This window comes from Nonomuraea phyllanthi (genome assembly GCF_006334985.2).
Taxonomy (GTDB): domain Bacteria; phylum Actinomycetota; class Actinomycetes; order Streptosporangiales; family Streptosporangiaceae; genus Nonomuraea; species Nonomuraea phyllanthi.
Genome location: NZ_VDLX02000004.1, coordinates 438,593 through 451,134, shown reverse-complemented (window position 1 = coordinate 451,134; position 12,542 = coordinate 438,593). Strand labels below are relative to the sequence as shown.

12 protein-coding genes and 1 pseudogene are annotated in these 12,542 nt (G+C 73.7%); 4 read left to right on the top strand and 9 right to left on the bottom strand.

The window, feature by feature from the left end:
• Positions 1 to 137: 137 nt before the first annotated feature.
• The 5 genes from FH608_RS13555 to FH608_RS13535 all read right to left on the bottom strand — a co-directional run bounded on the left by FH608_RS13555 (position 138) and on the right by FH608_RS13535 (position 4,179).
• Positions 138 to 890 carry a GNAT family N-acetyltransferase gene (locus FH608_RS13555; protein ID WP_139630809.1) on the bottom strand — a complete coding sequence of 251 codons (753 nt, stop codon included), beginning with the start codon at positions 888 to 890 and terminating at the stop codon, positions 138 to 140.
• A 1-nt stretch (position 891) separates the two neighbouring features.
• Positions 892 to 1,668 carry a polyprenyl diphosphate synthase gene (gene uppS, locus FH608_RS13550; protein ID WP_139630808.1) on the bottom strand — a complete coding sequence of 259 codons (777 nt, stop codon included), beginning with the start codon at positions 1,666 to 1,668 and terminating at the stop codon, positions 892 to 894.
• Positions 1,655 to 2,599: an RNA polymerase sigma factor SigJ gene (gene sigJ / locus FH608_RS13545; protein WP_139630807.1), complete on the bottom strand. Its 945-nt coding sequence runs from the start codon at positions 2,597 to 2,599 to the stop codon at positions 1,655 to 1,657. The genes uppS and sigJ overlap by 14 nt, the downstream gene beginning before the upstream one ends.
• Before the next feature lie 117 nt (positions 2,600 to 2,716).
• Positions 2,717 to 3,685 (bottom strand): small ribosomal subunit Rsm22 family protein, encoded by a 969-nt coding sequence (locus tag FH608_RS13540; protein ID WP_139630993.1) that lies wholly within the window; start codon positions 3,683 to 3,685, stop codon positions 2,717 to 2,719.
• A 14-nt stretch (positions 3,686 to 3,699) separates the two neighbouring features.
• Positions 3,700 to 4,179 (bottom strand): MarR family winged helix-turn-helix transcriptional regulator, encoded by a 480-nt coding sequence (locus FH608_RS13535; protein ID WP_226899443.1) that lies wholly within the window; start codon positions 4,177 to 4,179, stop codon positions 3,700 to 3,702.
• Between the two features lie 91 nt (positions 4,180 to 4,270).
• Between FH608_RS13535 and FH608_RS13530 the strand changes: the two genes are divergently transcribed.
• The 3 genes from FH608_RS13530 (at position 4,271) to FH608_RS13520 (ending at position 7,168) form a co-directional block, all read left to right on the top strand.
• Positions 4,271 to 5,803, top strand: a complete 1,533-nt coding sequence (locus FH608_RS13530) for an LLM class flavin-dependent oxidoreductase (protein ID WP_139630806.1) — start codon at positions 4,271 to 4,273, stop codon at positions 5,801 to 5,803.
• Between the two features lie 127 nt (positions 5,804 to 5,930).
• Positions 5,931 to 6,686: an alpha/beta fold hydrolase gene (locus FH608_RS13525; RefSeq protein WP_139630805.1), complete on the top strand. Its 756-nt coding sequence runs from the start codon at positions 5,931 to 5,933 to the stop codon at positions 6,684 to 6,686.
• 149 nt (positions 6,687 to 6,835) lie between these two features.
• Positions 6,836 to 7,168, top strand: coding sequence for a hypothetical protein (locus tag FH608_RS13520; protein WP_139630804.1), 333 nt, complete (start codon positions 6,836 to 6,838; stop codon positions 7,166 to 7,168).
• Positions 7,169 to 7,253: 85 nt separating this feature from the next.
• Here FH608_RS13520 and FH608_RS13515 read toward each other — a convergent pair whose 3' ends face one another.
• From FH608_RS13515 to FH608_RS13500, 4 genes are read right to left on the bottom strand one after another with little or no spacing between them, the layout of a single operon-like run.
• Complete coding sequence (locus tag FH608_RS13515; protein WP_139630803.1) at positions 7,254 to 8,174, bottom strand: nitroreductase; 921 nt, start codon at positions 8,172 to 8,174, stop codon at positions 7,254 to 7,256.
• Positions 8,171 to 9,247: a hypothetical protein gene (locus FH608_RS13510; RefSeq protein ID WP_139630802.1), complete on the bottom strand. Its 1,077-nt coding sequence runs from the start codon at positions 9,245 to 9,247 to the stop codon at positions 8,171 to 8,173. The genes FH608_RS13515 and FH608_RS13510 overlap by 4 nt, the downstream gene beginning before the upstream one ends.
• Entirely contained in the window at positions 9,244 to 9,690 is a 447-nt protein-coding gene (locus FH608_RS13505; RefSeq protein ID WP_139630801.1) for a DUF4188 domain-containing protein, read from the bottom strand. The genes FH608_RS13510 and FH608_RS13505 overlap by 4 nt, the downstream gene beginning before the upstream one ends.
• A complete protein-coding gene (locus FH608_RS13500; protein ID WP_139630800.1) occupies positions 9,687 to 11,225 on the bottom strand; it encodes a phenylacetate--CoA ligase family protein in 1,539 nt (512 codons plus the stop codon). The genes FH608_RS13505 and FH608_RS13500 overlap by 4 nt, the downstream gene beginning before the upstream one ends.
• 275 nt (positions 11,226 to 11,500) lie before the next feature.
• On the opposite strand from FH608_RS13500, the pseudogene FH608_RS13495 reads away from it, so the two are divergent.
• Positions 11,501 to 12,537: pseudogene (locus FH608_RS13495) on the top strand (winged helix DNA-binding domain-containing protein).
• The last annotated feature ends 5 nt before the right edge of the window (positions 12,538 to 12,542 follow it).

Below are 12,542 nucleotides of genomic sequence, written 5' to 3'. Positions count from 1 at the left end.
AGGCCCGCGCGGCGCTGTGCGAGGGCTCCCGGGCCACCGGGCTGACCCGCGCCACCGGCTGCCGGTCCGGGCGTCTCACGCCCGTGCAGGTACGGGTCCGCGCGTCCGCTGCCGTGCGCGTACGCGTCCGTGCATGGTCAGTCGTGCACGTACGGCGTCGTCGTGGTGAGTGCCTCGAACCCCAGCCGCAGCAGGATGGGCCGGCTCTGGTCGGAGGCGTCCACCTGCAGGTAGCGGTAGCCGCGCGCGGCCGCCTCCCGAGCTCGGTGGGCGACCAGTGCGCGGTAGAGGCCGCGCCCGCGCCACTCCGGCACGGTGCCGCCGCCCCACAGTGAGGCGAATCCGGTGCCGGGGTGCAGGTCCATGCGGGCCGCGCTGACGGGCTCGTCGCCGGCCATGGCGACGACCGCGACGAGGGCGCCGGCGGCGAACTGGCCGCGCAGGAGGGCCCTGATGTGGTCGCGGGTGGCGCCGAAGGCGCGCTCGTGCACCTCGGCCATCAGCTCGACGCCGTCCGCGTCGGTGACCGGGACCAGCCGCACGCCCTCGGGCGGCTCCCCCGCCGCGGGCAGGCGGGCGATCTCGGCCACCATCAGAGTCTCGGCGGGCTCGGGGGTGAAGCCGGCCGCGAGGAGGCGGCGGTCGAGGTCGGCGGGCCGGTCGTGGCCGTACAGCTTCCACTCGAACGGGCGTCCCAGCGCGCGGTAGTGGCGCACCTGCTCGGCGATGGCGGCGTCGGCGGTGCGCTCGTCGAGGGCGGACCACAGGACGCCGTTCCAGCCGTCCGCGGGCGCGACCTGGCGGACGACGTCTCCGGCGCGCTCGATCACCGCGCCCGGTCCGTCGGGGCGGGCTCCGCGCCGCAGCTCCCTGTCGAAGAGGTCCAGCACCTCAGCCTCCGAACCGGCGCTGCCGGGCGGCGAAGCTGCGCAGCGCGCGCAGGAAGTCGATCTCGCGGAAGGCCGGCCAGTACGCCTCGCAGAAGTACAGCTCCGAGTAGGCGGACTGCCAGAGCAGGAAGTTGGACAGGCGCTGCTCGCCGCTGGTGCGGATCACCAGGTCGGGGTCGGGCTGCCCGGCGGTGTAGAGGTGGGGGGTGATGTCGTCGACGCTGAGCGTGGAGGCCAGCTCCACCATGGACTGCCCGGTCTCGGCCCGCTCGTACAGCAGCTCGCGCAGGGCGTCGATGACCTCCTGGCGGCCGCCGTACCCGATGGCCAGGGTGAGGTGGAAGCCGGTCGTGCAGGCGCGGGTCGCCTCGACGGCGCTCTTGAGCGCGTGGGCGGTGGTGTCGGGCAGCATGTCGAGCAGGCCCGCGACGTGGACGCGCCAGCGGGCGTCGGGCCGGTCGAGCCGGTCTGCGACCATCTGCTCGATCACCCGCAGCAGGTAGGCGACCTCCTCGTCGCCGCGGCGCTGGAGGTTCTCCGTCGAGCAGAGGAACACGGTGACGTGCCTGATCCCCAGGCCCTCGCACCACTCCAGCACGTGCGCGATGTGCTCGGCGCCGTACTTGTGGCCGATGCTGGGGTTGGGCAGGCCCTTCTGCCTGGCCCAGCGCCGGTTGCCGTCGATGATCAGGCCGACGTGGCGGGGCAGCGGCCCGGCCGTCACCTGGCGGCGCAGGCGGCCGGCGTAGAGGGAATGAAGGAGATCAGTCGTCCACATCCCTCAAGGATGGCTCACCCGCGGAGTGCCCTGGCTCCCCTTCGGGGTCGGCCTGGCCGAGGTGGGTGAGCTTGTCGGGGTTGGTGACGGTGTAGATGCCGCTCACCTGCTCGCCGTCGGGGGTGAGGTCCAGCACCATCATGCCGAACGGCGCGTCGCCGTCGAACAGCACGGCGGACGGGTCGCCGTTCACCTCGCGGTAGCGGATGTCCAGCCCGGCGGGCACGCGGTCGAACCCGGAGGTGAGCAGCCTGGCCACCTTGTCGCGGCCGTGGACGGGGCGCAGGCCCGGCTGGGGCGCCTTGCCGCCGCCGTCGGACCAGAGCGTCACGTCGGGGGCCAGCAGCCGCAGCAGGCCGCCGAGGTCGCCGCCGAACACGGCCGCCAGGAACTTCTCGGTGGCTTTGCGCCGCAGCCGCGGGTCGACGTCGTAGCGGGGGCGGCGGGCCTGGACGTGCCCGCGGGCGCGGTGGGCGAGCTGGCGCACGGACGCCGGGGTGCGGTCGAGGATGCCGGCGATCTCGGTGTGCGCGTACCCGAAGACCTCGTTCAGCAGGAACACCACCCGCTCCAGCGGGGTGAGCGACTGGAGCACCACGAGCAGCGCCATCGACACCGACTCGGCGCGCATCGCCTGCTCGGAGGCGTCCTGCTGGTCGCCGGTGGCGACGGGCTCGGGCAGCCAGGGGCCGACGTAGTGCTCGCGGCGGCGGTTGATGCTCTCCTGGCGGGCCAGCGCTCGGTTGACGGCGATGCGGACGAGGTAGGCGCGCGGGTTGGCGATCTCCTCGCCCGACTCGCTGCGCGGCGCCCAGGCCAGCCACGTCTCCTGGAGCACGTCCTCGGTGTCGGCGACGCTGCCCAGCATGGTGTAGACGACGGAGAACAGCAGTTCCCGGTGGTCGACGAAGACCTGGGTGGCCTCTGGCATCGCGGTGTTCCTCCTGGTGCGGGTGTCACAGGATGAGAGCGGCCCGGCCCCGGCGAGTGTGACGGGTCGCCCGCGAATGTGACGGGCGTCTCAGCAGGTGTGTCCCCGCGCGCCCTGTCAGTCCGTACGCGGCCAGCCGTCGCCCCATGCGGCGTCCCTGGCGGCGCGGTAGAGGTCGCCCTGCCGCTTGGAGACGATCACGTCCTGGACGCCCTCCTCCCCGGCGCACAGGCGCAGGGACACCATGCCCTTGCGCTTGACCGGGTGGCGCAGGATCCGGGCAGCGGCCCGCTGCCCGCCGGCCGCGGTGGCGGCCACGTAGGAGAACTTCTCGTCCTCGAAGCTGAGCGTACCGGCCTTGATGCGGCGGTGCAGGGAGCCTCGGGGCAGCCTGACGGAGAAGTGGCACCAGTCGCGCTCCGGCTGGATCGGACAGGGGCCGTCGTGGGGGCAGGGGGCGACGACGGTCAGGCCGAGAGCGGTCAGGGCCTGCCTGGCCTCGGCGACGGTGGCGTAGCCGGCGGGGGTGCCGGGCTCGACGACGATCACCATGGCGGCGTCCCTGGCCAGCCAGCCGACGACGTCGCGGCGCTCGGCGCGGGGCAGCTCGCCCAGCGCGTACGACATGGTGACCAGGTCGGCGGCGGGCCGGTCGAGGCCGGGGCGGACGGACGCCTGCCGCCACGTGGCGCCGCGCAGCGACCCGGACGCGCGGGCGAGGCGCCTGCCGAGGTCGATGATCTGCGGGTCGTGCTCGATGACGGTGACCCGGTCGATGGAGCTCCAGGTCTGGCCGGCCGCCCAGATCGCCGCGCCGGTGCCGCCGCCCACGTCGAGGTGGCTTCCCGGCCGGAAGCCGGGCGTCATGGCGGCGGCCTGGCGCATGGCGGTGGCGGCCGCGGCGTAGGTGGCGGGCATGCGGTACGCGGCGTAGGCGGCGACGTCGGCGCTGGACCTGATGTGGGCGCCTCCCGCCGTGCCCTCGCGGTAGCTCTCGGTGAGGCGCGCGACGGAGTCGGCGAGGTCCTGGGGCGTGAAGCCGGCCACGGCCTTGTCCAGGGCCGCTCTGAGTGCGTCGGGAAGCATGTCCACGGGTGTGATTATCCGCCCTGCCGGTGAGGGCCCGGCGCGGACCAGGCGCGTCCCGTCCTGGACGTGTGCTCGGCCAGGATGCCGCCGATGGCCGACGCGACGAGCTCCCGGTGCTCCGCCGGCAGGTCCGCCGCCAGCGTCTCCAGCTGCCGCGTGACCCCGTCGTGCGCCAGCACCGCCGTCCGCGTCCCTTCGCCGGTCAGCTCGATGAGGCAGGCACGCCGGTCCCGGGAGTCGCGGACGCGGGCCACGAGCCCGCGCCTCTCGGCCCGGTCGACGAGCCCCGTCAGGCTCGACTTCTCCAGGTGCAGGGCGCGCGTCAGCTCCGTCATCCCCACGGGGCCGCCGATGAGCAGGCACAGCAGCTGCGCCTGCTGGGGTGTCAGGTCGTGCTCCCTGGCGACCTCGCCGTACACCTGCTGCACGAGGTGCGCCAGGCGTACGAGCGCCTCGGTGAAGCCCGGGACCGGCTCGTTCGTCGTCACCACAGAAGAAGTCTACTTGACAACAGTTTGGATCACGAACTAATTTCGTCCTCATCACAACTGTTCGTATTACCAACCAAGTCCGGAGCCTCCCATGCCCGACTACGGCCACGACCTGCTCTTCGGCGCGAGCTTCGTGCCCTCCGCCCAGCAGGCGGACGCCGTCGTAGCCCTCTCCCAGCTCGCCGAGCGCGCCGGACTCGACCTCGTCACCTTCCAGGACCACCCGTACCAGCCCGGCTTCCTCGACACCTGGACGCTGCTCAGCCACCTCGCCGCCGTCACGGAGCGGATCCGGCTGGCGGGCAACGTGCATCCGCTGCCGCTGCGGCCGCCCGCCATGCTCGCCCAGGCCGCGGCCAGCCTCGACCTGCTCAGCCACGGCCGGTTCGAGCTGGCGCTCGGCAGCGGGGGCTTCGCGGACGCCATCGCCTCCATGGGCGGCCCGCGCCTGAGCGCCGGCCAGGCCGTGGACGCGCTGGAGGAGGGCATCGGGATCATCCGCGCCGCCTGGGACACCGGCGCCCCCGGCGACATCGCCCACCGTGGCGAGCACTACCAGGTCAGCGCGCCACGGGGGCCGCGTCCCGCCCACGACATCGGCATCTGGCTGGGCGCGTACAAGCCCCGCATGCTCCGGCTGACCGGCCGGCTGGCCGACGGGTGGCTGCCCTCGATGCCCTACCTCGGGTCGGCCGCCGCGCTCGGCGAGGGCAACGCCGTCATCGACGAGGCCGCCGCCGAGGCGGGCCGCTCGCCCCGGGACGTCCGCCGCCTGCTCAACCTCGGCGAGGACCTGCCCGCCGACGGGCTCGCCGAGCTGGCCCTCACGTACGGCGTGAGCGCCTTCATCGCCATGCTCGGCGACGCCCGCGCGCTCGAACGCTTCGCCCGGGAGACGGTCCCGGAGGTGCGGGAGCTCGTCGCGGCCGAACGCCGCCGCGCCGCCTCCCTCACAGAAGCCTCCCCCACGGAGGTATCCACGGCGGAGGCCACGCGGATCACCAGCGCGCCAGGGGACGCCATGGTGGAGGGCGCGGCCCCGGCCCCCACCCCGGACGACGGCGTGCGGCTCAGCGAGGTGCGCGTCTGGGACGAGAGCACCCGCCCCACCGGCCCCCGCCCCGACCCGGAGCGGCGCTACACCCCGGTGGAGCAGGCCAACGGCCGCCACCTCGTCGACGTGCACGACCACCTGCGCGGCGAGCTGGCCCGGCTGCGCGACCTCGTCGAGCAGGTCGCCGCCGGCGCGATCGACGCGGGCACCGCCCGCTCCCACGTCAACGCCATGACCATGCGCCAGAACAACTGGACCCTGGGCGCCTACTGCGCGTCGTACTGCCGGCTGGTCACCATGCACCACACCGCCGAGGACGCGATGCTCTTCCCCGACCTGCGCCGAGCCGAGCCGGGTCTCGCGCCCGTGCTCGACCGCCTTCAGGAGGAGCACCACGCCATCCACAAGGTCCTCGAACGGGTGGATCGCGCGCTGGTCGCCTATGTCGGCGACCAGGCCGGGCTCGAAACCCTGCGCGCCGCCGTGGACCTGCTCACCGACAGCCTGCTGTCGCACCTGTCGTACGAGGAGCGCGAGCTGGTGGAGCCCCTGGCCAGGCACGGCGCCTGAAGGGCGCCCCAGGGAGGGCGCCACGCCCGCCTCGCCGCGATGCGGCGAAAATAGCCGCGTGGAGGGTGTCTGTCCGGCGCGGTCCCGTTCGTCGGTTGGGCGTCATCACCGTACGAAAGGGCATTCCATGAACACCGTGACCTCCCGCGACGGCACGCGCATCGCCTTCGAGCGGGCCGGCGAGGGACCGGCGCTCGTCCTGGTGGACGGCGCCATGTGCTACCGGGGCGCGGGCCCCTGCTCGGCGCTCGCGGCGGAGCTGGCCGGCGACTTCACCGTCTACACCTACGACCGGCGCGGCCGGGGCGAGAGCGGCGACAGCGACACGTTCGCGGTCGAGCGCGAGTACGAGGACCTGGCCGCGCTCGTCGAGCACGCGGGCGGCGGCGCTTCCGTGTTCGGCCACTCCTCGGGCGCGGTGCTCGCCCTGGAGGCGAGCCTGCACGGGGTGGACATCGCCAGGCTGGCGCTGTTCGAGCCGCCGCCCGCGGGCGAGGACGCGGCGCTGGCCGAGCGGCTCGGGGAGCTGGTGCGCGCGGGCAGGCGGGGCGAGGCGGTGGAGGAGTTCCAGCTCGCGGTGGGCCTGCCGCCGGAGATGGTCTCCGGGATGCGCGGCTCGCCGTTCCGCGCCGCGCTGGAGGCCATCGCGCCCACCCTCGTGTACGACACCACGATCACGGGTTCGGCCCGCCTCGACCGGTACGCCGCCATCGCCGTGCCCACGCTGCTGGTCGACAGCGAGAACAGCCCGGAGATGCTGCGCGCCTCCACCGAGGAGGTGGCGCGGGCGGTGCCGGGGGCGCGGCGGCGCAGCCTGCCCGGCGGTTTCCACGACGTGGAGCCGGGAACGCTCGCTCCCGTACTGGCCGGATTCCTGCTCTGACGCGGCGCCGGGGGCGATACCGGGTTTCGGGTGAGTTTGCTGGCCAACGGCGCCCCATTGATCGAAATCGGGTGTGGCGCTGCACTCACCGCACAAGATCGCTACGTATAGTGATCTCCGATGTCACTTCGTGATTACAGGGGGAGATCATGAGAAGTAGCCTCATCGCCACCGGCGGTACGCTGCTCGCCGCGGCCGCGCTGTTCAGCAGCGCCGCGCCGGCCACGGCCGGCTCCGCGGACTGGAACCACCGGCATCCCGACCACTGCTGGCTCGGGGTGAGCGAAGACACGACCTACCACCACGTCACGTCCCACGGGGTGTTCTCCGGGACCAGGGACGCCGACGGCTGCAACAAGGGGTCCTGGGGCCACCACGACGACCACCACAGCCACTGGCTGCACCGCAACTGGCCCACCAGCGGCAACGGCAACTTCGTCGGGACCTGGCCCGACCACGGCTTCCGCTTCGACGACGACTGACCGTCCCTCTCGCCACGCGCCCGGGTCCCGGCGCCCCGCCCCGCGGGACGCGCCGGGACCCGCGCGTATCGGGGCGCCGCCGCCGTCACGCCCGCGTGCGGGCCGAGCGCGCGGCGGGAGCGACCGGGCGGCCGACGCGGGCCACGTGGAGCAGGGTGCGCGGGTCGGCGATCCCCAGCCGGCCGGCCAGCTCCCGCCGGGTCGGGTCGCAGTCGATGATCTGGCTCAGCGGGTGCGCCGCGTAGCCGTGCCGCGACAGCGTGAGCCAGTGCCGCATCAGCACCCGCCCCATCCCGAGTTCGTCCTCCACCGGCCCCACCAGCACCAGCACGTCCCCGTCGTGGTCCAGCAGGCCGCGCGAGGCCGCCGCCAGCGCCCGCGGCAGCCCCAGCGGGCGCAGCGCCGGATACAGGGCCAGCGAGGCGCGCAGCCCGGCCGCCTCGGCCCTGCCCAGCGCCAGGGCACGGTCGGTGAGCCCGTCGAGCAGGTAGCGGCGGTGCCGGCGGGTGAGCCGGAGCCAGGCGCGCAGCTCCCGCGTCACGTCCCGGTCCGCGAACTGGTGCAGGTCGGCGGCGTACAGCAGGTCCGCGAGGTCGCGGCAGGCCAGCCGCCGCACGCCCGCCAGCTCCGCGACCAGCCCGTCGGGCAGCCGCCCCGGGTGGTACGCGCCGCGGTTCGTCCCGCGGTCCCGGACGTCGGCCGTGCGGAACGGCGTCGCGTACGGCCGCGCGGCGGCGTGCAGCACGCCCGCCCGGCCCGGACCCGGGTCGGGCCGGAAGCCGACGGACAGGCCGGCGTCGGCGCACACGATCAGGCAGCACTCCACGAACGCCCCCAGGCTCAGCCGCAAGTCACGCCCCGTGGGGTCGCTGATGGGCAGCGCGCGCGAGGGGTCCCAGCCGATCACGGCCTCGTCGCCCGCGTAGGTGAGGGTCCAGGGCTGGGTGTTGTGGGCGCTGGGCGCCCGCCAGAAGTCCGGCTCCAGGGCCCGCAGCCGGTCCCTCATGACGCCAGGCGCCTGTCGTAGAAGGTGTAGCCGTGCAGGGGGCGGCCGCCCATCGCGACGTACTGGGCGGCGGAGCCGGGGTTGGTGCGCTCGACGTACGTGCTGCGCAGCGCCCGGTAGCCGCCCCGGCGCAGCCCGTCGTGCAGCTCCCGCGACAGCAGCCGCATGTAGCCGCGGCCCTGCTCCTCCGGGACGGTGCCCTTGATGATGAGCACCGCCTCGCGGCGGTAGCGGGCGCGGGTGGCCAGCAGCCGGAGCTGGTGCAGCGGATGCAGATCCCCGCCGATTTTCGCGATGAATCGCGAAATGTCAGGCAGGCAGAGCACGAACGCGATCGGCCGGTCCGCTTTCGTCAGGTACAGCAGCAGGGCCTCGTCCAGCAGGTACGCCAGCCCGTCCGTCTGCGCCGCCAGCTGCTCCGCCGAGATCTCCGTGTAGTACCCGAGCCGGGCGAAACTGGCGTTGAGCATCTCGCGCAGGATCGGCAGCTGCTCCCCGACGCGCCGCCGGTCGCCCCGGTGCACGCGCAGCCGTTCGGCCTCGATGCGCCCGTCGTCGAAGGTGAACACCGGCTCGTCCGGCACGGGGCAGATCCAGGTGTCGGACTCGAAGCGGCGGGTGAAGCCGCGCGCCTCGTAGGCGGCCGGGACGTACGGATGGTTCCAGGCGCTGTCGATGAAGCCGCGCTCCTCGAACCCGGAGGTGATGACGCCGCCCGCCTGGTTGGGCAGCAGCGACACCGGCCCGAACGCCGCCTCCTTCCCCGCCGCGCGCCCGGCGGCCAGGATGCCGTCGAACAGCTCCTCCGCCGCCTCCTCCGCGAACTCCGTCAGCCCGAACAGCTGCGTGGCCCGGCCCAGCCTGGCGTCCAGCGCCGCGTCGGCGTGCAGCGTGGTCCGCGCGACCACCTGACCCCGCCGCCTGAGCACGTACAGGCGCACTCCCCGGCGGTGCCAGGCGCGTACCTGGGCGTGCAGCGGCGGGATGAAGCGCGGCTCGCCCGCGTAGAGCCGGTCGGTCAGGGCGAGGAAGTCGCGCAGGTCGCGGCGGCTCTCGACGGGTCGCAGACTCACCGGCGCCGCACCCGGGGCCCGTCGCCGTCCTCCGTGGACAGCGGGGTGAACGTCTCGATGTGCGCCATCTCCCCGTCCTCCGCGCGCCAGACGCCGTTGCTGTAGCCCTCGGGCTCGGCGCCGTAGAGCCTGATGAAGCCGCCGGTGGCGTGCTTCGTGCCGTCCGTCACCCACCGCATGAGCTCGCGGTGGTGGCGGGAGCGGGCGAAGACCAGCAGCGCGTCGCGGTCGTCGAAGAAGGCGATCGTGCCGAGCGTGAAGGGGAACTTCCAGTAGACCTTGTGCCAGCGGTAGCCGCGCATCCGCTTCATGTCGCGGACCATCCGCGCGTACGCCGGCGCGAGCGCGAGAATCGACAGGGGGCCGCGGTAGCGGGTCGCGCCGACGAACATCGCCGTCGCCTGCCCCTGCGGGGGCGCCTTGCTGAAGTCGGTGGTCCTCATGCGTCCTCCACCAGGTAGACGTTCTTCATCTTCGTGAGGCCCGCGAACGGCCCCTCGCCCGCGCCGAACACCCTGACCCGCAGGTCGGCGGCGGTCGGGTCCTCCTTCAGCGACTCGGCGAAGTCGCGGGAGACGGAGCTCAGGTGGGCGACCACGCCCTCGCGGCAGATCTCGGCCAGCCGCTCGCGGTCGGCCTCGCCACGCAGCTCGATGTTGATCACCGGGCGGTACTCCAGGCCGGGCAGCTCCTCCAGCGACAGGCAGAACCGGTTGATCGCGGCCGCGTACGGGTTGCCCTGGTAGAGGCCGTACTCGACGTCCTGCGGGTAGAGGTTGGCCCCCATGTAGGAGATCGTCGAGTCCTTGCGGCCGAACAGGAACAGCAGCGGCAGGTTCAGCCGCTCGTCGGTCCACGTCCGTGCGTACTCCTCGGCGCCCAGGGCCTCCTTGACGTCGGCGAGGGTGTACAGCCTGGCCTCGTCGCCGACGTTGTAGCGGAGTTTGGGCTGCAGGTACGTCTTGGTGTTGATGGTGCACAGCAGCTCGCCGTCGGCGTTGACCTCCAGGAAGGTCTCCAGCGGGTTGTAGTGGAAGATCATGGGCAGCCGCTGCTCGCCCGGCCCCAACAAGCGGTCACGCAGGCGCTGGTCGGTGGCCAGGCGGCGGCGCAGCCGTACGCTGAACCCGCTCTCCGCGCCCATCCCGATGGTCAGGTCGCTCGCGCCGTAGCCGGAGCGGACCTCCTCGAAGCGCTCCTCCAGGTAGTCGCGCAGCGCCTCGGTCATGCCCTCGCCGCCCACCATGCCGCGGATGCGGTAGTCGCTCCAGGGGAAGCCCGCCTCGTCGAGGCGGTCGCGCAGGTGCTTGAGGAACGGCGGGTACGCGGCCACCACGTAGTCGTAGCCCGGCCCGAAGTGCTCCAGCGTGTCGGCGATCTTCTCCAGGTCGGGGCCGGTGTTCTTGACCATCGCGATGCGCGCCATGGCCGCGCCGGTGGTGGTGCCGGTGGCCCAGGCGCCCATCGAGTACGCGTTGATCACGAACAGCCGCCGGCCGGGGAAGACCAGCTCGATGTACCCGGCCGCGTTGCGGTAGATGCCCTTGAGCTCGCGCGGCCCGCGTACCCAGTTGTACGGCTTGCCGCTCGACCCCGACGACTCGTCCACGATCACGCCCGGCCGGTGCAGCCTGCCCTCCTGGCAGCGGCTCTCCTCGTCGTACACGGCGGCGTAGTTGCGCTTGGTGGTCTCGGGGAAGTCCGCCAGCGCCCTGGCGCGCCCGGCGCCGTTCGCGCGCAGGAAGTGCCGGTACGCGGGCACGTCCACGGCGGCGAACTGGCAGGCCACCCGGGCGTGCCTGGCGGCCAGCCGGTCGAGCGCCGGGTGGTAGCCGCGGGCGACGAACCGCCAGACGGCGGGATGCGTCGCGCCGAGCCGGTACGCGCCGGTCAGGGACCAGGAGTAGGCCTGGAGCCGGACTCTGCGCCAGCGCTCGCGGGGGGTGAGCGTCCCGAGGCCGGGACTCAGTCGCGTCATGGACGGTGAGGCTAGTGGTATCGGATGAAAGATCGCTTTCCATCTGCTTTCAACGCTAATGCGGCACCGTCCTTTCCGCATCTGTCCTTACTGTGGGCTGCGCGAACCGAGGAGGACATGTGATCGAACTGTCGTGGCCGCAGGTCAGCGCCCGGCGCCTGGAGCGGGCCGGGCTGGGCGAGGGCCCGCCGGAGGCTCTCCCGGCGCCGCCGGCTTTCGCGACGGCCGAGGCGTTCCGGGCGGCGGGGGCCTTCCCGGCGGCGGAGCCGGAGGTGATGGTGGCGGCCATGTGCGGGGCGCACGCGCAGGTGATGTCGGCGGCCGAGGCGTCGGTCGGGCTGCGGCTGCCCGGGGTGACCCGCGCCGGCGTCCGCGCCGCCCTGTGGGAGCGGCGCACGCTGGTCAAGACGCACGGCCCGCGCGGCACCGTGCACCTGCTTCCCGCCCGCGACCTGCCCCTGTGGGTGAGCGCGTTGTCGTCGATCCCGGACACGCACCAGGGGCGCCGCCGTCCCTGAGGATGACCGCGGAGCAGACCGACCAGGTGGTGGCCGCCATCCGGGACGTGCTCGCGGGGGCCGAGATGACGATCGACGAGCTGAGCGAGGCCGTCGTCGAGGCCACCGGGCCGTGGGCGGGCGACCTGGTGATGCCCGCCTTCCAGACCATGTGGCCGCGCTGGCGGCAGGCGATGGCGCGGGCCGCGCACCGGGGCGCGTTCGTGTTCGGGGCGGGCAGGGGCCGCAAGGTCACCTACACCGCCCCGCCGGCCGCGCCTGCCTCGACCGGTGGGGCGGTCGGGCTGGTCAGGGCCTATCTGTGGGCGTACGGGCCCGCGACACCGGCGCAGTTCGCGCAGTGGGCGGGAGGGCCGGTGGGGTGGGCGCGGGAGGCGTTCGCGGGCGTGGAACTGGAGGAGGTGCTGTTCGCGGGCGAGCGGGCGTGGGTGCTCGCGGGCGACACCGCGGTGCCCGGCGATCCGCCGCGGGGCGTGCGGCTGCTGCCGTACTTCGACGCGTACGTGGTGGCGGGACGGCCCCGCGAGCTGCTCTACCCGGGCGCGGCGGCGGCGCGGGCGCTGAACGGCGGGCAGGCGGGGAACTTCCCCGTGCTGCTGGTGGACGGGGACGTGGGCGGTGTGTGGCACCAGCGGCGCTCCGGCAGCAGGCTCGACGTCACGGTGGAGCCGCTGCGCGACCTCACCGCCGCCCAGTTCGGGGAATTGGAGGGGCAGGTGGAGCGGCTGGGCGAGGTGATGGAGGCCCGTCCGCGCCTGGCCATCGGCCCGATCACGGTCGGCCCGCACGCCTGATTCCC